This window comes from Pirellulales bacterium (genome assembly GCA_035656635.1).
In the GTDB taxonomy this organism is placed as follows: Bacteria; Planctomycetota; Planctomycetia; order Pirellulales; family JADZDJ01; genus DATJYL01.
In genome coordinates, this window is sequence record DASRSD010000064.1 from 1 (window position 1) to 25,666 (window position 25,666).

A 25,666-nucleotide genomic window follows, 5' to 3' on the forward strand; every position below is an offset into this window, starting at 1 on the left:
CTCGCTATGCTCGACCCTAGCAACCCTGCCGGCACGAGCCGTGTCGACACTTGTCCCTACCCTCCATCCCCTAATCCCTAACCTCTGATGTATTCGCCAACAATTCCCATGGGCGGACGTAAATCGGAAGCATTCTGTCCCGCCGCGGCTGTGAATCGCTCGGAAAACTTCGGGCAAACGTCACAGCTTGATGCGCAGAAAGGAGGAGTTTTGTCAGCAAATAAAAAATCCGAGACAAAAATAAAAGGACGGTGCCCGCGATTAAGTATTGCCTGCCTTTTTATGGCCGGCGTGTTCAGCCTGGCCGGCGTTGAGCATGTTTTGTAGCTCGGTGGCGTCCAACTTGTGATCGCCATTGGTGTCGAACTTTTTGATGAGTTCTTCCGCCCGGGCGGTGTTGGAGTCGGCGCCTAACTCACTGGCGCTTTTGCCCGACTTGACGACTTTTTCTGCCTTGGCGTGTTTTTCCTGGCGATCTTGCACAGCGGCCGCCAATTCGTTGGCGTCGAGCTTGCCGTCCCCGTTCTTATCGAACTTGTCGATGAGTTGCTGGGCGGAGTTGCCTTCTTTGGCTGCTTTTTTCCCCTTGGCATCGGCCTTGGCTGTGCCCTCGCCGGCCTGCACCAGGCCGCCGGTGACCAAGAGAGTGAACGCAGCGACTAGTGCCAAGATTTTCGTGTGCCGCATGACGATGCTCCTCTGTTCGATAGGGTGGAAAGCACGGCCTGCCCGAGCCGACGATTGGAAAACTAACGAAAGGCCTTCCCTTCAATTGCCTGTACCTTTCAACCCTGATTTTACCGCCAGGTTCCGCCGATTGGTAGCAAGCGGAAGAAAAATCTGCGGCGGCGTGGTTCGGCCTGAAAAGGGCGAATTTGCCTGTTCACAGACGGTTCCTTAGGAATGGGTTGAGGGTGCCGAACGCCGGAAAGATCAATAATTGGGCGTGGGAGCGCGGTATTGCTTCAGATCGATGCTGCGGAACCATTCGATGGTTTTTTGCAGGCCCTCGCGAAGTTTGGTGGTCGGTTGCCAGCCGAGTTTTTCGCGAGCTCGGGTAATATCTGGCCGGCGTTTGGCGGGATCGTCGGGCAGAGCAGGCTTGTAAACCAATTTCGCCTGGGAGCCGGTGAGTTCCAGCACGAGCTGGGCCAATTCCAGAATGGTGAACTCGTCCGGATTGCCGATGTTGATTGGCCCGATGCAATCGTCCGGGGCGTTCATCATGCGAATCATGCCTTCGATGAGGTCGTCGCGGTAACAGAAAGAGCGGGTTTGCTTGCCATCGCCGTAAATGGTGATGTTTTCATTCAACAGCGCTTGGCGGATAAAATTGGAAACCACGCGGCCATCGTACGGATGCATGCGTGGTCCGTAAGTATTGAAAATGCGGACCAGCCGAATGTTGACGCGGTTCATGCGGTGGTAATCCATGAACAATGTTTCGGCGGCGCGCTTGCCTTCATCGTAGCAAGCCCGCGGTCCGAGGGTGTTCACTGCCCCGCGATAAGTTTCCGGCTGCGGATGGACTTCTGGATCGCCATAGACTTCGCTGGTGGAAGCCTGCAGAATTTTCGCCCGGCAGCGTTTGGCCATTCCCAGCAAATTAATGGCTCCGATGACCGAGGTTTTGATCGTTTTAATGGGGTTGTATTGGTAGTGGCCCGGCGCGGCAGGGCAGGCCAGATTGTAGATTTCGTCGACCTCGAGAAACAGCGGCTGGATGATGTCATGACGGAGCAATTCGAAGTTGGCTCGTTCCAAAAGCGGGGCTACGTTGGTTTTCTGGCTGGTGAAGAAGTTGTCAACGCAAACGACATCGTGGCCATTGTCAACCAGGCGATCGCACAAGTGGGAACCCAAAAAGCCAGCCCCGCCAGTCACTAAAATGCGTTTGATACTTGCCACGTGGAAGCGTACTCCGCGAAACGATTGCTATGTTGGTTCAATGACGTTCCGATGGTCGTTGATTCTAGCATAATCATAGTTTACGAGGCGATTCAATGGAAACTGGCAAATCGGAATATCATAACGGTAGATTTTACCGCATCCGCATGATCCGTTGCTTCCGGAAGATTTTTGCTGAATCATTGTATCGGCACTTGGAAATTGGTTGACGGAGCATGAACCAATTTGCTACAGGGAACAAGTTGGCTTTCGATCGCGGAGATCAATCGTTCTTTTCTTGCCCGATACTCGTCACTTCTTTGCCGCAGGTGGGCCTATGGTGTATTCGGCATTGTATATTTCGCAATTTCCGGCCGTCTCGATGGTGGAAGCTGTTGTAGTTGTAGTCGCCGCGATGTTGCTCTTGGCGGCGAGCACGGCAATGTTTTGGCAAGCTTTCCGAATGGCGGCAAAGTTTTGGCGATCGGCGGCATAAGTCTTCATGCCTGTCAGAGGCTCCGCGGGATTCGTTGAGTCTGCTTCAGTGCCAGCGGCACGCCACGTTGCCCCATCAATAAAATCGCAATCCAAGGCACTCGAATACAAATTCGGCAAGTCGTTGCATTTCTCATTTTAAATGGGTGCGGGCTGCGAAATTTCGGGTTTAAGCAATTGGCAACGTTCGGTATGGTAGAACCACCGCCGCGGACGGAATCACGAGTACGACTGTTCTCGGTTCACTATGCCTTGATAAACTCTCCTGAGCATGAATGTGCAATTGGCGAAATTGTCGATGGATGACAGCATCCTCAAGCACTTGGGGTATGACTTCGTCCAAATTAAGGAGCAGCAGTCCGTTGGGCAGGCGCTCGCCAGCATCCGCGAAAATCCGACCATCGGGCACTTCATTTACTTCTATGTTGTCGACGATAACGGCCATTTGGTTGGGGTAGTGCCCACGCGGCGTCTGTTGTTGAGTTCGCTGGAAACTTCCATTGCGGATATTCTAATCCGCGATGTAATCACCATTCCCGAAACGGCCACGGTGCTGGAAGCCTGCGAATTGTTTACGCTCCACAAGTTGTTGGCGTTTCCCATTGTGGACGGCAAGCGCCGGTTGATTGGGGTTGTCGATGTAGGTTTATACACCGAAGGCCGGGCGGAATTCGAGGAAGCAGAACGGAGCGAAGATCTGTTTCAGTTGATTGGCGTGCATTTGGCCGAATCGCAACATGCGCGGCCGGCGGCGGCATTTCGTAGCCGGTTCCCCTGGCTGATCTGCAACATCGTGGGGGGCATCATCGCGGCATTCATTTCCGGAATCTTCCAGGCGGAGTTGGAACGCGTGGTGGCGTTGGCTTTGTTCGTGCCGGTGGTCTTGGGCTTGGCCGAAAGCGTCAGTATCCAATCGGTCAGTTTGACTCTGCAATGGCTGCATGGCCGGCCGCCCACTCTGGCCGGGTTATGGGCGAAGTTGCGAAAGGAATTTTTGGTGGGCGTGATGTTGGGAAGCGTAAGTGCCGCGCTAGTGGCCCTGGTTTCGATTGTTTGGCTGCACAATTACCGGGTGGCGGTGTGTCTATTGTTGGGAATCGGCGGCGGCATGACGGTGGCGGCGCTGATCGGCGTTGCCATGCCCAACCTGTTGCGAATGTTGCGACGTAATCCACAAGTGGCCGCCGGACCCATTGCGCTGGCCACTGCCGACATGATTACGCTGCTCGTCTATTTCACCCTGGCGCGACTGGTGACGTAGTGGCGGAAGAATTTTGTCCGGGATTTTTATTTGAGCGCCAAAACTGGGTGATTTGTCCAGCGGCTTGGCTAGGCGGGTAGCTTCCAAATTCATGCCTGGGCCCCGCCGGCCGCCCTCTTCCGGCCTGCTGTGGATAGGAAGAGGGCTGCACAAACGCCGGTTCCGCGCTGCAATTGCCAAGATTTAAATTGCCAAAGATCGCGCGCCTCCGGCCTCCCATTCGGCCGATAGGCACACAGCGCCAAACGCTGCGGGGCACATTGTATCAAACGAGTGGCCCAATTTTCGAAAGTTTTTTTCACCACGGAGGCGCGGAGCCACCGGGAAGGGGAACGATAAGTGCAAAGTGCAAAGTGAAAAATGCAGAGTCGGGCCAGGAGCGTGGGAACTGGCAGCGGGAGTACCGGCGCTGATCGGGCGGCACAAAAAAATCGCTTGACAGATTCTTCGGCCTACGTTAAAACAACGTACGTCGGTGCGACGTAATAAAATCGCCCGCCTGGCAATGGCGTCTGGAAACAATGGTGGCGTCTGGAGAAAACGGCATGTCGAAGCCCGTGCACGGATTGGGCTCGCTGCAAAGCGAAGTGATGGAATTCATTTGGAACTGCGGCGAGGCCACGGTCGCGCAGGCCCATCAGGCCATTAGCCAGCGGCGGCCAATCACCTACACCACGGTGCTGTCGGCTGTGCAAAAGTTGCAGCGCAAAGGCTGGCTCAAGCATCGCGCGGCAGGTCGGGCTTATATCTATTTTCCTACGCGCAACCGGGAGGAAGTCGGCGGCCGCACACTGAAAGAACTGTTGCGCACGGCCTTCGGCGGCGATCCACGATTGCTGCTGGCCAGCTTGCTCGACGATAACCGACTGACAGACGATGAACTGAAAGAACTGCGGAAACTGATCGAACAGCGTCGAAAAGAAAAATCGAAAGGGGGCCCGTCATGAGTCACTTGTTCTCCCTTTTGCCGGCCGACGGCTGGCAGCGTTTGCTGTGCGATGTCCTGTGGCAAAGCACATTGATCGGCGCACTGGGTTTGCTGGCCGCCCAATTTTTTGTGCGCCAAAGCGCCGCTCGGGCGTGGCTGCTGCTCGTGGTACTTTCGGCGTGTGTGCTGATTCCGGTGGCGAGCTGGGCGGCGCGGCAAATGCAATGGACAGTTCTCGCCTCCGCTACTTTCCCTGTTCCTCTGAGCGAGGACCGGGCCATCGCAGGCGACTCGCCGTGGCGAGGTGAGAGTATACACACAACTGCCACGGGATCAGCCAATGTCCCAACGATCCAAGATCAGGAGTTGCAATCCCTGGAGGTGTCGACGATCGATGACGCCGCAAAGCCGATTGCCGCTTCGCCTGTTAGCGAATTGGCGAGCGAAGCACATATGCCGGCGGATCCCCCGGTGGAACCGGGGGCTAATGGCCGCATGCGCATGGAAACTACAGCCGCGGTATTCTCAATGCTTTGGCTTGGCATCATCTGGTTGGCGGCGTCGGCACTGCTGGCGCTGCGGCTGGTGGCCAGCACTATCGCCACCCGGCGGTTGCTGCATCGGGCAAAACCCAGCGATGATGCTCAACTGTTGGCGGCGGCAACGGTGGCCGCACAGCGGGTAGGCCTTTCAGGCATTCCGCGGATGTCGATCAGCCCGCAAGTGCACACGCCGATGATTTTGGCGCTGGGTCGGCCGCAACTGCTGGTTCCGGCTGCCTATGGGCAAAACTCGCAAAAAATCGATTGGGTGGCGGCCTTCACGCATGAATTGGCCCACGCGGCCCGGCACGATGGCTGGGCGCGGCTGTGGATCGAGCTGGTGACAATGCTGCTGCCGCTCGCGCCGCTGGTGTGGGTGTTGCGCCACCGGTTCCAAATTGCCAGCGAACAAGCATGCGACGATTGGGCCGTGGCCAGCGGGACCGATCCGGTCGATTTGGCCGATACGCTCACCGCTTGGATGAATCCGCGGCGTTACTCGGCAGCGCTAGTCGCCATTGGCATGTCGAGCAGCAAAGCCCGGACGCTGCGGCTGCTTTCGCTGCATGAAAAGCCGTGCGCTCGCTTGAGCCGGCTGTGGCGTTGGATCGGAATTCCCGCCGCCTTGATGTTGATGGTCGGCCTGGCGGTCGCTCAATCGCCAACGAACAAGCCAAAAACGGATGCAGCGAAATCCAATTCGCCCAACAAAGGAGCGGTGCAAAAATCATCCGCACAAACGAATTCAACTCCGGCCGGTGCAAAACCGGAAACCGCGCTTCCGGAATATCTGGTCGAGAAAGCCATTGCCGACGATGCGCTGATTTTGATGTATACCCAGCGGCTGGCCGAGGATCGGCAAGACCTGGCGGACATCGAGGCCAACAAAATCGATTACAGTCCCGACTACAAGGCTAAGCTGCCCGGCGAGATTAAATCGTTCGAGGATCGCATTGAAACGCGCAAAGCTGTCGTGCGCGCACAGCTCGCGGAAAAACTTCGTGAGGACCAGGCGATTACGGCAACCATGGCTGGCCCGGGAAGAGGTGGGCCAGCGTTCGTCATCGAGCCGGGAGATGTGGTGGTGATCTCGCAACCGGAGCTGATTCCCAAACGTCCCTCGCAGATCAGTTACTTCGCTAACATTGGCATCAAAGTTACCGGCACAAAACTCGAGGAGCCGATCAACGGCTCGTTCAATGTGGATAGTGCCGGCGAAGTCGTGCTGGGGCCCAGTTATGGCGCCGTCAAGGTCGCCGGATTGACGCGCCGCGATGCCGAAGAGGCGATCAAACTTCAGTTGGAGAAAACCTTGATGCAGCCCGTAGTGTCCGTGACCATGGACGAGAACCGCTGGGCCGAGCACTTGACGCACGGCCTAATCGTCGATGCCGCCGGCAGAATTCTGCTGGGCCCTTACGGCAAAGTGATGGTGGCCGGGCTGACGGAAACGGAGGCCGAAGCGGCCATCGAAAAGCAATTGGGTAATTTTTTCCGCGATCCGAAGATTCTGGTGCAAATCAACAAGCCCCAAAAAGAGCCGGGCAACTCGATAAACTTGAACAGCGCTGATGCCACGCTAAAGCAGGGATCGAAGGAGCTAACCGACGCCGATCACACGCTACGTCAGTCGTCGAAGGAGCTGACCGACGCTAGCGCCAGGCTAAGCCAGGGATCGAAGGAGTTAGCCGACCCAGATCACACGGCAGTGCGAAATGAAACGGAATCGCCCTACATCATTGAGCCGCCGGATATTTTGCTGATTACGCCGATCCGGCTGGTGCCGCGCGATGCGGTTCGCATTCAGCCAGGAGACAAAGTGATTATCGATGTCGAAGGCGCTCCTTACACTGAGCCGATTAAAGGTCAGTTCAAAGTCGACAGCAGTGGCGAAGTTGTGCTGGGACCCAGGTATGGATCGGTAAAAATTAGCGGACTAAAGCGGCGTGAGGCCCAGGAGGCGGTGAAAACACAATTGCAGACCGTGTTGAAAAGCCCGGAGGTCGCGCTAACGATTGATGAATCGCGCATCGAAAAAGGAATTGACGGACAGCATTTAGTCGGTCCGGATGGAACCATTAACTTGGGGACTTATGGCCAGGTGCAAGTCGATCACGACACCGTCCAGCAAGCGACAAAAGCAATCGAGGACAAGCTAAAAGGTTTCTTTCTGCAGGCCGAGGTGGCCATCGACATTTATGCTTATAACAGCAAAGTGTTTTATGTGATCGTCGATGGTCGGGCAGGTTCCACCATTTACCGGTTCCCCATTACGGGCAACGAAACGCTGCTGGACGCGGTGGCCCAAGTTCCGGGTTTGACGGGATTATCGGAATCGACGATTTTTATTGCCCGGCCTGTTCCTAAGGCAATCGACCGTTCCATTCCCGTCAATTGGAACGATGCGCTAAGCGGCACGAAGCCTGGAGCCAATCCGCCGATTTTAGCGGGCGATCGAATTTTCATTCAGGGCGCCTTCAGGGAACCGGGCTTAGGCAGTGGCGGCAGTTACAAAGCCCCCGCTTGGCCGCCAGGCGAAAAACCGCAGAATTCTCACGTTATTTCGACGCCCTCGCCGCCGAATCAATAATTATCGCGCGTGTTGCCGGTGGATGGATTATGGGATGAATGTTTGGTGGAATCGCGGGCGGCCCGACTGATGCAGTCGGGCTATATATTTGGGCGAAATTATTGGGCGAAATAAAAAGCGAGGAGAACAACAAAACCGCCGGGCGAGTTGGCTCGCGCCGGCGGTTGTGAAGACGGTTCCCGAGGCCGGGGCAAGCGAGGTCGATCCAAATTTGAAAGAAATCAAGGTGACGTTCAGCGCCAGCTTCCAAGATGCCAAGCATCGCCCGGCGGTGCCGTATTTGTTGGTGTTCAAAACGAAGGCGGCCGATCCGGAGAAAAAATAGCTGGACCAGCCGCTGGACAAGCCGAGCGGCTAAATACACGCGCGCTGTCAGAGAACGGCCGCCGCTAACCGCTCGTTCATGACGTGCCAAAAGGCACGGACGGCGGTAGGTTTGGCATCGAAAAAATCTTCGAAGAAGCCCGTTCGATTAAATTGTGGTGGGTAGGCGTAAAGCTCACCCTGGTCGCCACGCTCTTCGACCCAGTCCTCCGGTCGCCGCGAATCAACCGCTTTAAACAGCTTCGCAGGATACAAAAAAGGACGACCATGGTCGTTCAAAATGCGTAAATCGTCTGCCTCGATGCCAATTACCACATAGGGTTGACCAACACTCAGATCAGGATAGCGAGGGTTGCGACGTTTGAGTTTTACAATCATAGCTAACTCACTTCTTTACGTTTGATTTCGAATCGGCCCAAGCCAGGATGTTCATACCAATGGAATTCGTAAGTGCGATGCCCCATAGAAAACCGTGGACTGCTCTTTTTGATCCATTGAGCCGGCCGGCCCCCGTATTGTCGCACGAGCCGACGAACATCGCGAATGCGATTTCCCTTGGCAATCACACGAGATTGCGAAAGAAGATCTCGTGGAAGCTTGGGCATTTTTGCCACTCATGTGGAGCAATTTACAGCGAGCCTTCGGCGGTTTCGCGCGGCAGGGGAGCCTCGACCACCGCTTGCGAGGAGGAGCGTTTCCGATCGGCTTCCGTGCCCGGAACAATTTGCGGGCTGGGAGAAGTTTCCTCGATAATTTCCTTTAGCTCCACGCCGTCGATGGTTTCGTGATCGATCAACCGTTTGGCCAGCGCTTCCAACGAAGTCTTGCGGGCGGCGAGAATTTGCCGCACTTTGCCCATCGATTCGTCGACAATCCGTTTTACTTCTTCATCAATTTCGCGGGCGGTTTGCTCACTGTGCATGCGGGCCCGGCCAAACTCGTTGGCGGGACTAACCAAAAATGGCGAGCGGTCGCTTTGCCGATAATTCACCCGGCCCATGCGGCTCATGCCGTAATCCATGACCATGGAGCGGGCGATGTCGCTGGCACGTTCCAAATCGTTCGATGCGCCGGTGGAAACATCTTCGAAAATCATTTCTTCGGCAATGGTGCCCGCCAGCAGCACCTGGATGCGGGCCTCCAGTTCGCTTTGCGTCATCAAGTAGCGATCGTCCTCGGGCCGCTGCATGGTGTAACCCAAGGCCGCCAGGCCGCGCGGAATGATGGAAACTTTGTGAACCGGATCAGTATTCGGCAAGCTGTAAGCAACGAGCGCGTGGGCGGCTTCGTGATAGGCGACGCGCTGTTTTTCGTCCGGGTGAATTACCCGCTTGCGTTTTTCCAAGCCGGCGGTAACTCGCTCCACTCCTTCGTTGAACTCGGCCATGCCGACGGCGCTTTTGCCTTTGCGGGCGGCCAACAGGGCGGCTTCGTTCACTAAATTCGCCAGATCAGCGCCGACAAAGCCGGACGTTAGCCCGGCAATTTCTCTCAAATTGACGGCGTTGTCGAGCTTTACGTTTTGCACGTGAACTTTCAGAATTTCTTCACGGCCGCCAACATCGGGGCGATCGACCAGCACGTGCCGATCGAACCGGCCTGGCCGCAACAAAGCGGGGTCCAAAGTTTCGGGCCGGTTGGAAGCGGCCAGCACGATGACGCCGCTGTTGGAATTGAAGCCATCCATTTCGACCAGCAAAGCATTGAGGGTTTGCTCGCGCTCGTCGTGCCCACCAACCACACTGGAGCCGCGCGTTTTGCCGAGGGCATCGAGCTCGTCGATGAAAATAATGCACGGGGCCTTGGCCTGGGCCTGCTGAAACATATCGCGCACTCGGGCGGCGCCCACGCCGACAAACATTTCGACGAAGTCGGAACCCGAGAGGCTGAAAAATGGCACGCCGGCCTCGCCAGCAATGGCTTTGGCAAGCAGCGTTTTGCCGGTGCCTGGCGGTCCGACGAGCAGCACGCCTTTGGGAATGCGTCCGCCCAGCGCTTGGTAACGCTCGGGTTGACGCAGGAATTCGACCACTTCGCGCAGCTCTTCCACCGCTTCGTCGATGCCGGCCACGTCTTCAAAAGTAATGCCGATGTCTTCCTGGGCGTACATTTTTCCGCGGCTGCGCCCGAAGGCCATTGGGCTTCCCGCTCCGCCCAGCCGCCGCATCATAAATAAGAAGACGAGAATAAATAACGTGCTGAGGACCAGCATGGGCACGTAGTTGTGCCACAGGCTGGGAGGCTCGGAATAGTTGTAGCGAAGCTTGTTTTCTTGCAGCAGCTTTTCCAGCCGGTCGTCGTTGGTTAATTGGACCCCTTTGTTGGTATGAAACAACACGGTGTGGGGAGCCGCCGCGGCGGCAGCCGCACTGGAGGAGCCGTTGCTAGTGGTGTTTGTCGTGGAGGAGCCGGAAGAATTTTCGGCAGAATCGTCGGCGCCGCCGACCACTTCGCGACTGATTTTTCCCGTGACTTCGCTGCTGGAGATGATAATATCGGTCGGATTTTTGTAGAGTACTTCCTTCTCGTGCCCTTCGGCGCCTTCTTGCACCTTGTAGCCGGCTTTTCCGGCACTAATGACGTTCAGCAAATCGCTGTACTGCAATTCGTAGGCGGAATCTTGCCGCAGCCAACCGACAACCAGCAGAATGGTGACGCCGATGCCCAGCAGGTACCAGACGATGTTATTGCCGATCGGGGTCCCTTTTTTATCCGAGTTCGATTTCCCGGACGGCTTGGTCGATTTGGAGTTGCTTTCCATGCGAAAGTAAAGTTTAGTGGTCTCAGATGCCTTGATTCGTGGTTGCAGGGGGAGCCTACTGTCAATCCTATGTCGCTGGTTACATCCGTACAACCTTCTAAATATGGCAAGTTTGCCGAAAGGATCGTGCGAACGGCAAATTGGGCAAAATCGGCATGCTAACTTCTGGGTTGTCGCTGCTTTCGGGCGGACTTAGAATCCGGGAAGGAATTATTGGCGCGGTTAAGAATTGACCAGCGCGGTTTTAAAGAGATTGGACGATTCGGTTTCAAATTCGTGCGTTGCCACGATTGGACTGTTAGAAGCCTGAAATAAATTCGCTTTGCCGTTGTTGTTTTAATGACTTTGCCTGCTAAACGTATCGCCGTGCTGGGTTCGACGGGTTCGATTGGCGCAAGCACTCTCGACGTGGCGATGGCTTCCGACGGCAGGCTCCAAATTGTGGCCCTCGCTGCTCGCAACAGCACAGAGCAATTGCTGGAACAGGCGCAGAAGTTTTCGCCGAAATGGATTGTCGTGACGGACGCCGATGCTGCCCAGCGTCAAAATTGGGCTGGTTTGCCACGCGAAACCAAACTGCTGGCGGGCGAGCAGGCTCTGACCGACCTGATTTGTGAGCCGGAAATCGACATCGTCGTAGCGGCGATTGTGGGCGCCGCCGGATTACAAAGCACGTGGGCGGCACTGCAGGCCGGCAAAAAGGTGGCCCTGGCGAACAAAGAAACGCTGGTCATGGCGGGCCCGCTGGTCATGGCTTTGGCCGCGCGTACGGGAGCGGAAATTTTGCCCATCGACAGCGAGCATAGCGCGGTATTTCAGTGCTTGCAGGGCGGGGGGCGCAACGCCGTCAAGCGAATTATTTTGACCGCCAGCGGCGGGCCGTTTCGAAATTTTTCGCCGGAACAATTGGCTCGCGTAACCGTAGAACAAGCGCTGGAACATCCCACGTGGACGATGGGGCCAAAGGTGACCATCGATTCCGCCACGATGATGAATAAAGCTTTGGAAATTGTCGAAGCCAGGTGGCTATTTAACTTGAAGCCGGAGCAAATTGAGGTTGTCATTCATCCGCAATCGACCGTGCACTCGCTGGTGGAGTTTATAGATGGCTCCGTGATCGCGCAGCTGGGTGCTCCCGATATGCGGGTTCCCATTCAATACGCGCTCGATTATCCCGAGCGGCAGGCCGCACCCTGGCCCAGGCTGGATTTTTCCCGGTCGCAGCGGCTCGATTTTGAGCCCGCAGATTTTGATCGCTGGCCGGCATTGGAATTGGGGCATCAAGCTGCCCGTACGGGCGGCACAACCGGCGCGGTGCTTAACGGGGCTAACGAGGAAGCGGTGCAAAGTTTTTTAGCCGGGGAACTGGAATTTACAGAGATTGTGCCGGTTTGTCGAAGTATTGTTGAACATCACACCTTTGATTCTCAGCCCACGCTTACGCGGCTATTGGAAGCAGATCGTTGGGCTCGCCAGGAGGTCACACGTTGGGTATGCACTTAATTGCCTCGAATTGGATTTTGTGGTTGGCCACGCCCGCTAATTGGCCCATTATTCTGGCGGTTGCCGGCGGCTTGGGCTTCGTCATTTTTGTGCACGAATTGGGACATTTTCTGGTCGCCAAAGCCTGCGGCGTGAAGTGCGAGAAATTTTATCTGGGCTTCGATATTTACGGCCTGAAGCTGTGCAAGTTCCAGTGGGGCGAAACCGAGTACGGCATCGGCATTTTGCCCCTGGGCGGCTATGTGAAGATGCTCGGCCAGGACGATAATCCTGCGCGCATGGCGGAAGAAACTCGCCGCGCTCAATTACCGAGTCAGGCCGCCGGCGCCAGCGCAGATCGCGCTCCGCCGCTCACGCATGGCGATTTGCCATCGGAACCGGTTTCCAATCCGCACGTGCCCTACGATCCGCGCAGCTACATGGCGCAAAGCGTGCCCAAGCGCATGGCCATTATTTCCGCCGGCGTCATCATGAACGTTATTTTCGCGTTCCTCATGGCCACGGTGGCTTATGCCTTGGGAGTACCGGAAACACCGTGTGTGGTTGGTGGCACTTTGGTGGGCGGCGCCGCGTGGCAAGCGGGCTTAGAGCCGGGGGATAAAATCACGCGCATCGGCAAACTAAGCCATCCGCGTTTTGAAGATCTGAAAAGTAGCGTCACGCTGGGTGATGTCAAAGACGGAATTCGCTTCACGGTCGAGCGCTTCGCGGACAACAAATCGCAAGACATTACGCTATATCCCGATTCCTCGCTGGGCTTGCCGATGATCGGCATTTCCGGCGGGCTGGTCCCCACGCTGAATCGTCCCGGCTTTCCTCCGACGGTGCCGTTAACGGCCGCGCGACGGGCCACACCAGCTTTCAAAGTGGGTGATACCATTGTGCAAATCAACCAGACGCCAATTCACGACAATCGAGATTTAGAGTTGGCGTTCGCGAAATATGTTGACGAGCCCATCCATGTTACCGTCAACCGAATTAAAGAAGGCGAAAAAGATAAAGCCGTCGCACAAGCTGGCAAAAAGCCACCGACCGAAAGCATTGACATTTCCGTTCAGCCGACTCCGCTGCTGGACATCGGCTTGATGATGCCACTGGGGCCCATTGCGATGGTGCAAAAGAATTCGCCTGCGGAACGGGCCGGATTGAAAGTGGGAGAAAAAATTGTGGCCGTCGGAGGGCAACCGGTCGGCAATCCATTTACGCTGGAACAGCGGTTACTGAAATCTGCGGCCGCCGGTAAAACGGTGACACTAAAAATTGATCGTTCCGGCGCTGCTGGCACGGAAGTTACACTAACGCCGCAGGTGCAGCAGTTTCCAGAACTGTATCAGGATAATTCGCCGCTGGCGCTGTCGGCCATCGGCGTGGCCTGCGAAGTTCCGCCGACGGTGGTGGCGGTTCAGCCTGGCTCAGCAGCCGCGGCGGCCGACATTCAGCCGGGCGACGAAATCGTTTCAGAAAAACCTGTAGCCCCAGCTAAATTGCCGGGTCCGCCAGATCTGTTGCCCGATGAAGAATTAGGCTCTTTACCGACCGTTGAGTTTGGAAAGAAACTGAGTTGGCCCGGTTACATTTTGGGCGTGTTATCAACATTTACCCCCGACATGAAAGTGCAATTGACAGTAAAAAGGGGAGACAAAACGCACACCGTGGAATTGGGTCTGGCAGAAATGAAAGACGACAAGGGCGACGTGATGCACACGCCTAGCCGTGGGTTTTACTGGGCGCAACTGACAATCATGCATCAGGCGGAGTCGTGGGGCGAAGCCGTTCATGCCGGGGCGGCGCAAACCGTCGATTCGCTCCTCATGGTCTATCGGTTCTTGCAAAAAATCGGCACGCAAATACCCGTGACCATGCTTTCCGGCCCGGTGGGAATCATTCAACAGGCAGGGTACGAAGCGCAGCAAGGCTTTGCCAAGTTTCTGCTGTTTCTGACTTTGCTGAGTGCGAACTTGGCCGTGGTGAACTTCCTGCCAATCCCCGTGCTCGACGGCGGCCACATGGTGTTTTTGCTGTACGAAGGATTGCGCGGCAAGCCGGCCAGCGAGCGAATTGTGGTCGGCTTTACTTACGCGGGGCTCATTTTCTTGTTGTCGCTCATGCTGTTTGTGCTGGCGCTGGATACCGGTTTGATTTCGAGGCTGTAATCTCGCGGCAACGAGGGAGCGATCCATGGCAAAGAAATCTGCCGAGGTAGATGTATACATTGCCAACGCTGCAAGTTTCGCCAAGCCCATCTTAAATCATCTGCGACGTGCGGTGCTGACCGCTTGCCCCCAGGCCGAAGAAACGCTGAAGTGGCGCTGTCCGCACTTTGTGTATGGCGGAAAGTTATTGTGTTCGATGGCGACCTTTAAGCAGCACTGCGCGCTGGGATTCTCGCATGCCGGCATGAAGTCGGCACTGGCGGAGGTCGAAAAAGATGGAGCGGAGCAATTCCAATTGGATCGTATTGTCGACTTATCTGATTTGCCCTCGAAAGCAGTGATCGCAAGACTGGTCAAACAGGCCATGCAACTGACGGACGACGGAATCAAATCCACCACGCGTTCCAAGCGAAAAACGGCCAAGCCCGTCAAAGTTCCCGCAGATCTGCAAACGGCACTCAAGAAAAACAAAAAAGCGCAAGCAGCGTTCGAGAATTTCAGCCCCAGCCATCAACGAGAATACGTCCAGTGGATCGTCGAAGCCAAGCGCCCCGAAACGCGATTGAAATGTCTGCAAACCACGCTGCAATGGCTATCGTCGGGCAAGTCGCGCAATTGGAAATACGATCGCAAATAATCACGGTCAATCTCAGGGGAGCAGCATGAGTTGAGTTCGGCTCGAGAAATCCGGCTATGACACTGATCGAGTTAATTGTATTTCTGATCTGGTTGAGTAGTGGAATCGCCGGAGCCGCGGGGGGACAGAATCTTTTCGGCTGGCCTGGCGCAGTAGTCGGATTTGTAATTGGCGCCGCAGTGGCTTTGCTCGGACTGATGGGGCTTTTCAAGATCGGTTCTTATTTTGAGGAAATGCTATATCGTGGGCGCCCGCGTCGCCCCGTATGCAAGAATGGAACTTGTCATCTTGGCGATTACAAGGCAGCCTGGGAAGAAACTGCCGCGGGCCCTCGTCGTTACAGTTTCCGGTTCACTTGCCCATGCGGCACACGCTATCAACATGTTGGCCGTCGATTTATGGAAGTATTGCCCGATGAAAGCTTGCAGCCCTATCGGGTTTGGAAGCCCTTCCAGGGCTGGTTTCCCGACGACGGGGAGCCGGTAAAACCACAGTGAATTTGGGCCCAACAAACCGCTCTTGATTCGTTTTCAGGCAAGGGGTTAGATTGATTTTCCCCGATGGGGATTCCGATGACATTGCACCGGTCGTGAACGATCTGGGCGGCGTGGATTGGCCGCCAGTCGCTTGCTGTTGGCTGGGCATCGGGATGATTTCGGCTGGCCGCCTGCTGTAGATTGCGGCCCAGGCTGGAAAGGATGCCGCCATGGCGATGACGTTGGCCGATATAGCGCAATTGGTTGCCGGGAAAGTCGTCGGCGATCCTGCGCGCGAGATTGTCGACGCGAATATTTTAAGCGCCGCGGGCCCGGGCGACATTTCCTTGCTCGATTCGCATGATAAAGCTCATTGTTTAGCACGCAGCGCGGCAGCGGCGATCGTCGCGCCGCACGGGTTGGAAGTGACCGACCGGCCTGTAATTCACGTCGAGGACGTGCACTCCGCATTTGCCAAAATTGTCGAACATTTTCGTCCTGCACAAGCGCGTAGTGTGACAGGCATCAGTTCCGGGGCTGCCGTGCATCCTAACGCCCGCATTGCCGCCGGAGTCGACGTGCATCCGGGCAGTTCGATTGCCGAAGATGTGGAAATTGGCGCCGGTTCGGTAATTCACAGCGGCGCTCGCATTCTTTCGGGTTGCCGCATTGGGGAGCAAGTCACGATTTTTCCCGGCGCGGTGTTGTACGAAAACACGCGCGTTGGTGCGCGGTGCATCATTCACGCGGGAGCAGTCTTAGGGGCGTATGGTTTTGGCTACAAGTTAGTTGAAGGCCGGCACGTGCTTTCGTCGCAGTTGGGCTTCGTGGAACTGGGGCCGGACGTGGAAGTAGGCGCGGCAAGCACGATCGATCGCGGCACTTATGGTGCAACTTACATTGGCGAGGGAACGAAGATCGATAACCTCGTAATGATTGCCCATAACTGCCGGATCGGCCGGCACAACTTAATTTGCTCGCAGGTGGGCGTGGCTGGCAGCACCACCACCGGCGATTACGTGGTGATGGCCGGCCAAGTGGGCGTGCGCGATCACGTCCACATTGGCGCCGGCGCGGTGTTGGGAGCCAAAGCCGGGGTTTCCGGCGACGTGCACGACGGCGTTCGCGTGCTGGGTACGCCGGCGGTGCCGGAACGGGAACAAAAGCTGCTGTTTGCCATGATTTCGAAACTGCCGGAAATGCGCAAGCAACTGAAGGAATTGCAGCGTCAAATGGACAAGTTGTTGCACGACAAGGCAGGGGATGGCGAAGATCACAGAAACGAAGCAGCCTAGTCAGAGCGCGGCACGCACATGGCAAATCTTGAGAACGGCGCGGCGGAGGCGGGCAGTGTTCCGAATCGCATCGGCCTGATTGCCGGCTGGGGACGCTATCCGATTGTCGTGGCCGAAACGTTACGCCGCGCCGGCTGCAAAGTTTATTGCGTGGCACTCCAAGATCACGCCGATTCGTCGCTAGCTGAGATATGCCATCAAGTGCAGTGGACCGGTGTCGCTAGAATTGGCCATGCGATCCGGTTTTTTAAGCAGCACGAGGTGCGGCATGCGGTGATGGCTGGAAAAGTGTTCAAATTAAAACTGTTTCAGCCGAACCTTTGGCTGAAGCTGTTGCCCGATTGGTGGACGATCCGGGTTTTCTGGTCGCACTTCATCGCCGCCAAAAAAGACCGCCGGGACGATACGCTGTTGCTGGCGGTGGTTCATGCGTTCGAGCAGGATGGCATCGTCATTCAACCCGCCACAGATTTTGCTCCGGAGTTGCTTGTGAAAGATGGACAATTAACTCAACTGGGCCCGACTCGGGCCCAACAGGCCGACATTACCTTTGGATGGAATTTGGCCAAAGAAATGGGCCGGCTCGACGTGGGGCAAAGCGTGGTGGTCAAAGATCGGGCCTGCTTGGCCGTAGAGGCAATTGAAGGAACCGACGAGTGCATTCGCCGGGCAGGAGCGCTTTGCCCGGCCGGCGGATTTACTGTGATCAAGCTGGCCAAGCCTCGGCAAGACATGCGCTTTGATGTCCCCACCATCGGCATTGGGACGCTGCAAACCATGGCCTCGGTGGGGGCCAAAATGCTTGTGGTCGAGGCGGCCAAGACGATTTTGATCGATCAAGCGGAGTTTCTGGACTTCGCCAACAGGCAAAAACTGATTGTTGTGGCCCTAGATTGCCCGGAATCGGCTGTGGGGTTGCCGAGCGAACAAGCTGCCTAGCACAAGCTTGGGAAGCGGCGTGCTGCAGTCGCATGCGGCCAGCGTTTCACAAGTCTTTTTGGGATAAGACTTTAGTGATTGTAATAAAATGAAAGACGCCATAGGGCTGCCCGGCCGGCGATGGCAAGTTTTTGTTAGGGAAATGGGTTGAATTTATCACAGAATTAATTTCCCCAGACCCTTAAAAAGTTGTTGCATCCGCTACGATCACACTTATAATCAGGTTTACGTTTATTGGATCGGAGGAGAGTGTGCATAGGCAGGAGTTAGCAAAAGTTTGTCCTCCCATCGAATTTGGTGATTTGCTAATGAGATGACACACAGCGTGCGTGACTACGCATTCTGGCAGAAAATTTGGTTAGCAGGCACTGCAGAACGGGCCATCACGGGGCCTGCGACCAACCATACATCCATGATGTTCAGCGTGAACAATACAGCTTCTACCTTGGCGGTTCAGCCCGAACTGCCTGACGATGTGCGTTTGGATTGGGTTATGGGATCCAATCCGGCGGTGCGTCGAATTGCTCAACACGCCGAGCGGGCTGCCGAAGTGCATTGCCCGGTTCTGATCTGCGGCGAAACTGGCACCGGCAAAGAGCTTTTAGCTCGTCGATTGCATCAGTTGGGTCCGCGTGCAAACAAGCCATTTGTGCCCGTCAATTGTGCCGCGTTAACCGCGACGCTGGCGGAAAGCCAATTGTTCGGTCATGAGAAAGGCGCCTTCACCGGCGCTTTGGGAGCGGCGTTGGGTGTGTTCCGCGCTGCCGAAGGCGGAATTGTGTTCCTCGATGAAATTGGGGAAATGCCGCTGGAATTGCAGCCGAAGTTGCTGCGAGTGTTGCAGGAACGCGAAGTGACGCCCGTCGGGTCTTCGACCCCCGAGCACGTTGACGTGCAAGTGATTGCCGCTACGAATCGGCAGCTGAATGTTGAGGTGGCCGAAGGACGTTTCCGCGAAGACCTGTACTATCGCTTGAACATGGTTGAGCTGCAGGTCCCGGCGCTCCGTAAACGACTCGAAGATATTCCGCAGTTTGTGGAGTTCTTCTCGAATCGTTTTGCTCAGAAATATCAGCGTCCGCTGTGGCGCCCCACGCCTGACGAAATGCAAGCATTCTGCGAATTTCCATGGCCGGGCAATGTGCGCCAGTTGTCGCACGTGATTGAGCAAGGCTATGTTTTGCATGTCACGCCGGCGGTGCCTTCGGCAAAGCAGAATGCCGATAACTCTCGCTTGCCTTACTTTAATTTGCTGAAATTGCGTGATGCCGCCATTCGCCAGGCCTTGCATGCCACAAAGGGGCACAAAGGCCGCGCCGCGAAATTGCTCGGCGTGCATGCCAACACGCTGACTCGGCTCTTAGGCCAATTGGACAGCCCTGCGTCCGACGAGCTGTAATCGGCTCGGCGTTGAATCATCTGGCCGGCTTCTGTTGCTGGTGCACGTTTCTAAGGACGCCTAGTATTTTTTGCCTGCAGGGCATTCTTCGTCGAGGCGCAGCTCATTCTGCCGGGGGCCCGAAACATTCTCCGGTGGCACCTGTGTGCAGTATGAAATAGGCATTGCCGAGGCGAGATTCTGGCGCGCGGAGCGAGAAGAAAGAGCATTTCACCAATACGGTGACGCCTCACAAACTTAGTGAACCGCGTGCAACATATTGCCGCGACAAGATTTAATGCTCGCCGCCACCTTCTTCATCACTAATCTGGTGAAGCCTTTTTGGTTGGTTTGGAAGAGGCATTTCGCGACGATTTATTTTTTAAACTCTGTCTTGCACATGACTTACCGATTGCGAGGCAGGTTCCAAAAAAGCATCTGGCATGGGTCGTGCATTAGACAGCCCGCGAAGAAAGATTTTCGATTGGCCTTGGTGTCCGAATGTTTCGGACAAAGGCAGTCGGGAGATGCAAGCGGAAAAACCTGCCATGTTAGCCGTCACCAAAAGTTTGATTGAAGGTTGCGAATCGCAAGCGATTGTTCGAGGCAGTTTGGCCGATCGCCCGAAGCGCGGACGAACCCAAACTCGGCGTGCTCCCGCGGCGGGCAGCGTGTGCCTGGTGGTTTCTCCCGATCCGTTGCGTCAATTGATGTTCGGCCAGGCAGCCAAGCGGACCGGCTGGCGGCAAGTGGTGTGTGCTGATCAAGCCACGGCCCTGCCGCACTTGGCCTCGGGCATGGTGGGATTGGTGTTGGTGGATACGGCCACGCCGAATCCGAATACCGCAGCCGACCGGCGGTTGTTGGTGGAATTGCTTTCCGACCAGCAAGATTTGCTCACGGTAGTTTGCGGCCGGACCAATGATTCGGAAGAGGAAGTTTGGGCTCGCCAGTGCAAGGCCTGGATGTATTTGCCAGGCGTGGCGCCGGAAAGCGATTTGGACCCCGTACTGTGCGGAGCCAAGGAAGCGATTGATCGTATTCAACAGCGTCGCCGCACGTTAGCCGTCGGCGTCGATTTTTAATCGCACGAACATTTCCGATTATTAGGTCAATTGAACGTCAAGGAGAATCCAATGAACGCACCGAACACTTGGCTGTATGACGATGAGATGGAGCCCAGCTATGCGGCCGCCTCTCCGCGCCGAGATCAGAAGCGTGACCAGCGCATGTGCCGTCACGCTTTTGAACGCCGTTCGGCGCGCCCCAGCTCGTGCAATGGCATGCATCGCCGTCGCAACAAGCGAGCTTGGTAGTGCACAGTAAATAAATCGCCAATTTGAGATAGAACAATACACGAACGCAAAAAACCAATCACAGAACAATTTATTCCCAGGTGTTACGAGAATCGCATAGACCCAATAAAAATTCGTTAGGCGGTTACCCGCACGGTGGAACGGGATCAGGCTGAGCCAGGCTGTAAACAGTCAGGCCAGCAGAAACCTCCGCCTGGGAAAACACGAAATCCAAACCAGAAAATCGGTAGGAAGTAAACACAACTGAGTTGCAGGTGACATTGAATTGAAATTAGTGTTCCAAGTCGCTCGAACGGCAGAGGTTGATCCAAACCTTGCCTCGCGCGGCCGAAAGTATGCGGTGAAGCGGTAATTGAATCCCTTTAAGAGTCACGTCGCCCTAGTCAAGCGACGATAGTTTGCAGAGAGTCGTCACACATCATCAACCCTTAGTTAGAAGCGAGTGTAGTCATGAGTATTATGAAGCCTTTCCGTTCCGTTGCCTTGGCTTGCACGGCCTTGCTGGCATTGACCAGCCTGGCCCAAGCCACCACGTTTAATTCCTTCGGCACTGTCAGCGGCTCGAACACCTCTTATACAGGCGGCGAACGCGACACGTGGTCCGTTGATCCCATCCCCCCCTCGCCCACGTGGTTGTTCGGCAATCCGGTGATCACGAGTGGAAACAATCTGAGCTTCACCCCGAATACGGCGCTGACCACCAAGCCGCTCAACTTCTCGGTGGTTTCGTCGGGTGAAAAATTCGAAGATGGCGATTTGAGCGTTCAAATCTCGGCGACTAATCCCACCACCGGCAACATCGCGTTGATGTCGCTTTCGGAAAATGGCGATTACATGCTGCAAAATGCTACGGCGGCTTCCTCCGCCGCGGCGATTTTGAACATCGCTGGGCTGGTCATCACTCAGGTCGATGGCGGCGCCACAGCGATTCCGGCTAACGGAATTCCGGTCAGCTTCACCGAAGCGTTCGCGAATGCCAGCGGCAATGGGACCCCCACCATCTCCCCGAACAGCATCGTCTATACCGGCAACGGCTTGTTGAGTTCCGGCATTTGGACCGGCTCGGCAAACTTCAATATCGCCGGAGCATTGGCGGGCGCCGGTTTGGCCGGTCACCGCGTCACGGGATTGGAACTGGACCTGGACAACATTCTGAGCGTCAACGCCGAACCAAACGCCGTGGTGAGCATGGATAAGAAATCGTTCATCATCACAACTGGCGGATTCGTGCCGGAACCCAGCTCGATCATCATGGGAATCCTCGGTGGCTTGGGCCTGGCGACTGCCGCCTTCCGCAAGAAGTTTGCGAAAACCGCCTAAGGCTTGTGGCGAACTCGCAGGGTTGATGATGTCTGATGACTCGCAAGATGATGTGACCCGGCTGGTGACTCGGCCGAAAACGACTCGAAAACGACGTGACTCAAAACGGTTGATGAAGACTTGAAAAGCCCCCGGTTGACTCCTGGGGGTTTTTTCATTTCTGGACCCCACAAAACACGGGAAAGAACGTGTTTCTGCCCTTCGGACCCGCGCCGGTTACACACTGGGTTACACGCAGACCCCCTTTAGGCCAGCCGTAACCGTGGCACTGGTAGCTTGGCTGCCATCTGCTGTTTGCGGGCGTCCGACAAATGGCAATAGCAAGATACGAGGCCGAGTTGCTCAATCGGGTCAACGCCATGATCTCCCGATCACTAGCCCCAGTGTGGCACAAGACCATGACGTAGCTGTGCCGACCGGCAACATGAAAATCGAGCCCAACACCCCGGCCCGAACAAGCGGAACCGTCCTAGCTCACTGCATGGTTAGTCACTTAGCTATTTGCTTAATAGCTCCCAACGCAATCCCGAGAATTAATAGCGATACAGGAATAATCACCAAAACCCAGAACAAGATCGTCTTAATGGCTGTGAGTTGCTCGGTCTGCTTTTTCAATTCAACCAGTAGCGAGTTATTACCGCGAGATTGCTGGTCGTAGAGATTCTCGACCAATTCCGTCGCGTGATCCGCCTGTACTTCGTTGCTTGGTTGATCCTCTTCGTCTTCCGCAATACCCAATGCTTTACAGACGGGGCAGCCTTGTAACCATTCCCGCTCTGGTAAATCGGTTTTGCATTTGGGGCACTTCATTGGTCTTTGTCTCTACCGGTGATGTGGTCGATAGCTTTGGTGGCCTCACGAACCTTGGCCGCGCTCTTTATTTCCTTATCCCGCTGTTCGATCCTCACCCGTTCCTGCGCCGCCTGCTGGAATTGATCCACAACTACGAAGATCAACACCAGACCGAGGAACATCAACACGACTATCACCGCCGGGCTTTTTAGCAGTCTCATCAATCACCTTTGTAGACTAGTTTCACGAAGATTGGTAGCTATTTACCGGACCTTCCGCTTGCTGTTGCACAGACACAGCCGCAAGAACATCACGGCGGGCAGACCGTGTCGTTCACTGCTTCCCGCGGAGCAAGCAAGCTTGTATCCGCGATGGCCGTTGATTACCGGCCCTGTGGCAGGTCGGGCGGAGATGGTTTGTTTCGCTGGTTGCTGCGCTCGCGCAGCCAGTCGAGCCCTGTTTTTAGCACTTGCGAGGCCAAACCTTCCGGGTTCAACTTCGGCTGGCTCAACGTGCCGGTGATGTGAATGGTCGGCTTGTCGTTTAATAGTTTGAGCATAGGATGGCCAGTCAAATCGAGGCCCTCTAATCCAGGAAACTCGAATTGAACAAACCAATCGAGCGTTTCGTCCAAGCCCACGCTGCCGTGGGAATGAGCGACCACTTCTGCTTGCAGGGCCGATAGATGGAAGCTCAAATTATCGTGGTAAATGCGGCCATCGTGCATTTGAAATGCCACTTCGTCATCCTTGGCAATGTGCATCACAAACGGCGTGTTCTGATTTTGCAGAACGCTGTTTATCAATTGCATCATTGGGCCCGGGACGACGTCGACTGCGTGCAAGGTCAGCCGGCCCTGCAATTGCACCGCCTCGGGCTTGCCCAGCGGCCAATGAAACTCGTCCAAATCCAGCGACACTTTTCCGGAGGTGCGCGTGGCCTGAAACAGGGGCGGCGTAATGAATTTGAGCAAGTCGTTGCACATTTCCGGCGTCAATTCCATTTCGTTTAAGAGCCGCGCTTTTTCGCCGCTAATCACCGGCACACCGGCCGCATTTGCGTTAGCCGGCGTCAGCATCAAGTTCAAATTCACGCCGTCAATCTGCCATGGCTGCGGCGTATTTTGGCCCTGCAGCAGCAATCGTCCGTCAATAATTTCAAGCAGCGCCGATCGATTGCCCAACGACAGGCTGGCCAATCCGCGAATCAGCCGCGTAATGTTGGTGCCTTCCTGGTCGAAGTGCACATACAGCTCCGGCTGCGAGATGCGAAACGTGCCCAAGTTATGCCCAAATAGCAACTGCAAAAGCGACCCCGTCCCTTCGATCCGCGCAACAGATATTGCTGCGCGATCTGTGTTTTCCGGCTGCAGCTTGAGATCGCCCACGACGACCGGCGAAAACCACGAGAGTGAAAGATCGCCCAATGTGGCTTGGGTATTCACGCGGGAAAACGCTCGATCCAGCCAGCGTTGCCGGCAAAATGGCAAGGCCATGATGTTCGGCAAAAAGAACACAAACAAAATCAGCAACAGAAAAAATGCCGCCATCCAGCGGAGCCATTTACGACGCTTGGCTGGCGCCGGCGCTGTGTTGGCAGGCGATGCAGCCTGGCCAGGCTGCGACGGAGACGGCGGTTGGTTCATTGGCTTCCTTTGCCACCAACCGTAACCATTTCCGACCGAGGCGAAAAGACCCCTGCCGTCGGTTTTTCCGCACTTCGGTTTTCTGCCGACGTGGCCGTCCCGGGAAGATTTTCTTTGGCCGCTGCGAACACGTGGGTGCTGCCGCTGCCCATGGCAAAATCGTGCTTCCCCTCGACAAACACGCGAATTAAGCACAACCCGGCGGCACTGTTTCCAATTGGCAGCTTCGCGGAGAATTTGCCGTCGTGCACCTCGGTTGTAATGGATGCTAGCCGCGGATCATTGGCCGCATGATAAGCGGTATTAAACATCTGCCGTCCGGTGGGGCTGCCATCGTAACGGCCGTGTGCAACAACTTTCACTTGGTCCCACGGCAAAACCAGCTCCACCGTGGCCGTGCCATCGACGGGGCATTGCCCGGCAACGTCAATCTCCTCTCCGGCAGTCACGGAGGCGGGAACGGATAGCTTCGCTTCACGCGGTTGCGGCATTTTCATGGTTGGATCGCCGAATAAATTGAATAGCTGCAAGTGCTCCAAGCGTTCTTCCTTGGGCTCAAACAAGCCAGTTGCGGCCGCGGTGGTCACCGCATGGACGAGTGCCCAAATCGGCAAATCGTAGCCGGCCATGGTGCTGCGCTTGGCATACAAAATCCATTCCCCCAGCGTTTGGCGGTGGTTTTCAAAAAACTCGCGGACGGCTTCCCGAGACATCGCGGCCATGCCATACGGCAATGTTTCGCTAGAGCCGCTGAAGACCGCCACCGGTCCGCCCGGCGCGCGCAACAGTTCTTCCGACAAGCAATCTTTTGATTCTGCCATCGCGCCGGTGTAGCAGCACATCAGCAGCATGATGGGAGGCGATTTACTTTGCAGCCGGGCGCAATCCTCGCATTGCAAAATGGGCGTGCTGCCGTCGGGAAACATGGCCCATTGCAAGGTGCGCGGAGCGCCGTGCCCCATAAAGACCCAAAACAGGCAGCCTTCGTCGGCCCGATCCAGGCTGCACATGTGAAAAGAACGCGGATCGGGACAATAGGGGCTGCGCCAGCGGGCATCGGTCAGGCTGACTTGATACGCGGCAGGAATCTGCCAGCGAATTGCTTGTCGCGCCAAAACTCCTGACGCCGAGTCGAGCAGATCGCCATAGCCCCCTTCGCCGGCGACAAAATTAATCCGCGCTCGCCAGGGGCCGAAATCTTGGGAATCTTCGTAACGCAGAATTTTTTTGATCACCACGCTCAATTCTTGGGGCGTGTGGGCCGTGAGCCGGCCAATGGCAATCTCGGGAACGCCATCGTCGTTCAAATCGGCGTATGGGTTGTCGGTGGCGATTTCCGGACCGGCCCCCCATAGGCGGTTGATTTGCGACGGAATGCGAAATGTTGGCGTGCGAGTGGCCAGTTCCGCTGGATCGCTCTTGGG

The 25,666-nt window shown here is 55.9% G+C and carries 23 protein-coding genes; 13 read left to right on the forward strand and 10 right to left on the reverse strand.

All coding sequences use genetic code 11. From position 1 onward, the window contains the following. Window positions 1–261: 261 nt before the first annotated feature. The 3 genes from VFE46_05555 to VFE46_05565 form a co-directional block, all read right to left on the reverse strand. Window positions 262–687, reverse strand: coding sequence for an EF-hand domain-containing protein (locus VFE46_05555; GenBank protein HZZ27455.1), 426 nt, complete (start codon window positions 685–687; stop codon window positions 262–264). A 246-nt stretch (window positions 688–933) separates the two neighbouring features. After that, window positions 934–1,908 (reverse strand): UDP-glucuronic acid decarboxylase family protein, encoded by a 975-nt coding sequence (locus VFE46_05560; GenBank protein HZZ27456.1) that lies wholly within the window; start codon window positions 1,906–1,908, stop codon window positions 934–936. A gap of 291 nt (window positions 1,909–2,199) precedes the next feature. Next, window positions 2,200–2,391, reverse strand: a complete 192-nt coding sequence (locus tag VFE46_05565; GenBank protein ID HZZ27457.1) for a hypothetical protein — start codon at window positions 2,389–2,391, stop codon at window positions 2,200–2,202. 262 nt (window positions 2,392–2,653) lie between these two features. Between VFE46_05565 and VFE46_05570 the strand changes: the two genes are divergently transcribed. The 4 genes from VFE46_05570 to VFE46_05585 all read left to right on the forward strand — a co-directional run bounded on the left by VFE46_05570 (window position 2,654) and on the right by VFE46_05585 (window position 8,028). After that, complete coding sequence (locus VFE46_05570; protein ID HZZ27458.1) at window positions 2,654–3,643, forward strand: magnesium transporter; 990 nt, start codon at window positions 2,654–2,656, stop codon at window positions 3,641–3,643. A gap of 545 nt (window positions 3,644–4,188) precedes the next feature. After that, window positions 4,189–4,590, forward strand: a complete 402-nt coding sequence (locus tag VFE46_05575) for a BlaI/MecI/CopY family transcriptional regulator (GenBank protein ID HZZ27459.1) — start codon at window positions 4,189–4,191, stop codon at window positions 4,588–4,590. Next, window positions 4,587–7,703 carry a polysaccharide biosynthesis/export family protein gene (locus tag VFE46_05580; GenBank protein HZZ27460.1) on the forward strand — a complete coding sequence of 1,039 codons (3,117 nt, stop codon included), beginning with the start codon at window positions 4,587–4,589 and terminating at the stop codon, window positions 7,701–7,703. Before VFE46_05575 ends, VFE46_05580 begins: the two co-directional genes overlap by 4 nt. An 88-nt stretch (window positions 7,704–7,791) precedes the next feature. Then, window positions 7,792–8,028, forward strand: a complete 237-nt coding sequence (locus tag VFE46_05585) for an Ig-like domain-containing protein (protein ID HZZ27461.1) — start codon at window positions 7,792–7,794, stop codon at window positions 8,026–8,028. A gap of 47 nt (window positions 8,029–8,075) precedes the next feature. Here the strand turns inward: VFE46_05585 and VFE46_05590 are convergent, their stop codons facing one another. From VFE46_05590 to ftsH, 3 genes are read right to left on the reverse strand one after another with little or no spacing between them, the layout of a single operon-like run. After that, window positions 8,076–8,405, reverse strand: coding sequence for a hypothetical protein (locus VFE46_05590; protein HZZ27462.1), 330 nt, complete (start codon window positions 8,403–8,405; stop codon window positions 8,076–8,078). A 2-nt stretch (window positions 8,406–8,407) separates the two neighbouring features. Beyond that, the gene (locus tag VFE46_05595) at window positions 8,408–8,632 is read right to left on the reverse strand and encodes a hypothetical protein (GenBank protein HZZ27463.1); all 225 of its coding nucleotides are present in this window, start codon (window positions 8,630–8,632) and stop codon (window positions 8,408–8,410) included. 23 nt (window positions 8,633–8,655) lie between these two features. Beyond that, window positions 8,656–10,788 (reverse strand): ATP-dependent zinc metalloprotease FtsH, encoded by a 2,133-nt coding sequence (gene ftsH, locus VFE46_05600; GenBank protein ID HZZ27464.1) that lies wholly within the window; start codon window positions 10,786–10,788, stop codon window positions 8,656–8,658. Between the two features lie 339 nt (window positions 10,789–11,127). Between ftsH and VFE46_05605 the strand changes: the two genes are divergently transcribed. From VFE46_05605 to VFE46_05645, 9 genes are all read left to right on the forward strand, one after another. Beyond that, window positions 11,128–12,291, forward strand: a complete 1,164-nt coding sequence (locus VFE46_05605) for a 1-deoxy-D-xylulose-5-phosphate reductoisomerase (protein ID HZZ27465.1) — start codon at window positions 11,128–11,130, stop codon at window positions 12,289–12,291. Further along, window positions 12,282–14,444 (forward strand): site-2 protease family protein, encoded by a 2,163-nt coding sequence (locus VFE46_05610; GenBank protein HZZ27466.1) that lies wholly within the window; start codon window positions 12,282–12,284, stop codon window positions 14,442–14,444. Before VFE46_05605 ends, VFE46_05610 begins: the two co-directional genes overlap by 10 nt. A gap of 25 nt (window positions 14,445–14,469) precedes the next feature. Continuing rightward, window positions 14,470–15,081 carry a YdeI/OmpD-associated family protein gene (locus tag VFE46_05615; protein HZZ27467.1) on the forward strand — a complete coding sequence of 204 codons (612 nt, stop codon included), beginning with the start codon at window positions 14,470–14,472 and terminating at the stop codon, window positions 15,079–15,081. A gap of 706 nt (window positions 15,082–15,787) precedes the next feature. Next, entirely contained in the window at window positions 15,788–16,852 is a 1,065-nt protein-coding gene (gene lpxD, locus VFE46_05620; GenBank protein HZZ27468.1) for a UDP-3-O-(3-hydroxymyristoyl)glucosamine N-acyltransferase, read from the forward strand. Window positions 16,853–16,870: 18 nt separating this feature from the next. Beyond that, window positions 16,871–17,791 carry a UDP-2,3-diacylglucosamine diphosphatase LpxI gene (gene lpxI / locus VFE46_05625; protein ID HZZ27469.1) on the forward strand — a complete coding sequence of 307 codons (921 nt, stop codon included), beginning with the start codon at window positions 16,871–16,873 and terminating at the stop codon, window positions 17,789–17,791. Window positions 17,792–18,203: 412 nt separating this feature from the next. Then, window positions 18,204–19,190 carry a sigma-54 dependent transcriptional regulator gene (locus VFE46_05630; protein HZZ27470.1) on the forward strand — a complete coding sequence of 329 codons (987 nt, stop codon included), beginning with the start codon at window positions 18,204–18,206 and terminating at the stop codon, window positions 19,188–19,190. A gap of 527 nt (window positions 19,191–19,717) precedes the next feature. Further along, entirely contained in the window at window positions 19,718–20,254 is a 537-nt protein-coding gene (locus tag VFE46_05635) for a hypothetical protein (GenBank protein HZZ27471.1), read from the forward strand. A gap of 51 nt (window positions 20,255–20,305) precedes the next feature. Beyond that, window positions 20,306–20,485 carry a hypothetical protein gene (locus VFE46_05640; GenBank protein HZZ27472.1) on the forward strand — a complete coding sequence of 60 codons (180 nt, stop codon included), beginning with the start codon at window positions 20,306–20,308 and terminating at the stop codon, window positions 20,483–20,485. 450 nt (window positions 20,486–20,935) lie between these two features. Continuing rightward, the gene (locus VFE46_05645; protein ID HZZ27473.1) at window positions 20,936–21,805 is read left to right on the forward strand and encodes a hypothetical protein; all 870 of its coding nucleotides are present in this window, start codon (window positions 20,936–20,938) and stop codon (window positions 21,803–21,805) included. A gap of 489 nt (window positions 21,806–22,294) precedes the next feature. On the opposite strand, the gene VFE46_05650 is transcribed toward VFE46_05645, so the two are convergent. The 4 genes from VFE46_05650 to VFE46_05665 form a co-directional block, all read right to left on the reverse strand. Next, on the reverse strand, window positions 22,295–22,615 hold the full coding sequence (locus VFE46_05650; protein HZZ27474.1) for a hypothetical protein: 321 nt from the start codon (window positions 22,613–22,615) through the stop codon (window positions 22,295–22,297). Next, entirely contained in the window at window positions 22,612–22,818 is a 207-nt protein-coding gene (locus VFE46_05655; protein ID HZZ27475.1) for a hypothetical protein, read from the reverse strand. Before VFE46_05655 ends, VFE46_05650 begins: the two co-directional genes overlap by 4 nt. A 161-nt stretch (window positions 22,819–22,979) precedes the next feature. Then, window positions 22,980–24,242, reverse strand: a complete 1,263-nt coding sequence (locus tag VFE46_05660) for a hypothetical protein (protein ID HZZ27476.1) — start codon at window positions 24,240–24,242, stop codon at window positions 22,980–22,982. Then, the coding region (locus VFE46_05665) for a C25 family cysteine peptidase (GenBank protein HZZ27477.1) at window positions 24,239–25,666 on the reverse strand (1,428 nt) is incomplete at its 5' end. The genes VFE46_05665 and VFE46_05660, both read right to left, overlap by 4 nt.

What these genes read in the sequence shown, in the direction of transcription:
- VFE46_05555 (HZZ27455.1), bottom strand. Translation starts at nt 687, where the DNA reads ATGCGGCACACGAAAATCTTGGCACTAGTCGCTGCGTTCACTCTCTTG.
- VFE46_05565 (HZZ27457.1), bottom strand. Translation starts at nt 2,391, where the DNA reads ATGAAGACTTATGCCGCCGATCGCCAAAACTTTGCCGCCATTCGGAAA.
- VFE46_05570 (HZZ27458.1), top strand. Translation starts at nt 2,654, where the DNA reads ATGAATGTGCAATTGGCGAAATTGTCGATGGATGACAGCATCCTCAAG.
- VFE46_05575 (HZZ27459.1), top strand. Translation starts at nt 4,189, where the DNA reads ATGTCGAAGCCCGTGCACGGATTGGGCTCGCTGCAAAGCGAAGTGATG.
- VFE46_05580 (HZZ27460.1), top strand. Translation starts at nt 4,587, where the DNA reads ATGAGTCACTTGTTCTCCCTTTTGCCGGCCGACGGCTGGCAGCGTTTG.
- VFE46_05590 (HZZ27462.1), bottom strand. Translation starts at nt 8,405, where the DNA reads ATGATTGTAAAACTCAAACGTCGCAACCCTCGCTATCCTGATCTGAGT.
- VFE46_05595 (HZZ27463.1), bottom strand. Translation starts at nt 8,632, where the DNA reads ATGCCCAAGCTTCCACGAGATCTTCTTTCGCAATCTCGTGTGATTGCC.
- ftsH (HZZ27464.1), bottom strand. Translation starts at nt 10,788, where the DNA reads ATGGAAAGCAACTCCAAATCGACCAAGCCGTCCGGGAAATCGAACTCG.
- VFE46_05605 (HZZ27465.1), top strand. Translation starts at nt 11,128, where the DNA reads ATGACTTTGCCTGCTAAACGTATCGCCGTGCTGGGTTCGACGGGTTCG.
- VFE46_05610 (HZZ27466.1), top strand. Translation starts at nt 12,282, where the DNA reads ATGCACTTAATTGCCTCGAATTGGATTTTGTGGTTGGCCACGCCCGCT.
- VFE46_05615 (HZZ27467.1), top strand. Translation starts at nt 14,470, where the DNA reads ATGGCAAAGAAATCTGCCGAGGTAGATGTATACATTGCCAACGCTGCA.
- lpxD (HZZ27468.1), top strand. Translation starts at nt 15,788, where the DNA reads ATGGCGATGACGTTGGCCGATATAGCGCAATTGGTTGCCGGGAAAGTC.
- lpxI (HZZ27469.1), top strand. Translation starts at nt 16,871, where the DNA reads ATGGCAAATCTTGAGAACGGCGCGGCGGAGGCGGGCAGTGTTCCGAAT.
- VFE46_05630 (HZZ27470.1), top strand. Translation starts at nt 18,204, where the DNA reads ATGATGTTCAGCGTGAACAATACAGCTTCTACCTTGGCGGTTCAGCCC.
- VFE46_05635 (HZZ27471.1), top strand. Translation starts at nt 19,718, where the DNA reads ATGTTAGCCGTCACCAAAAGTTTGATTGAAGGTTGCGAATCGCAAGCG.
- VFE46_05640 (HZZ27472.1), top strand. Translation starts at nt 20,306, where the DNA reads ATGAACGCACCGAACACTTGGCTGTATGACGATGAGATGGAGCCCAGC.
- VFE46_05645 (HZZ27473.1), top strand. Translation starts at nt 20,936, where the DNA reads ATGAGTATTATGAAGCCTTTCCGTTCCGTTGCCTTGGCTTGCACGGCC.
- VFE46_05650 (HZZ27474.1), bottom strand. Translation starts at nt 22,615, where the DNA reads ATGAAGTGCCCCAAATGCAAAACCGATTTACCAGAGCGGGAATGGTTA.
- VFE46_05655 (HZZ27475.1), bottom strand. Translation starts at nt 22,818, where the DNA reads ATGAGACTGCTAAAAAGCCCGGCGGTGATAGTCGTGTTGATGTTCCTC.
- VFE46_05660 (HZZ27476.1), bottom strand. Translation starts at nt 24,242, where the DNA reads ATGAACCAACCGCCGTCTCCGTCGCAGCCTGGCCAGGCTGCATCGCCT.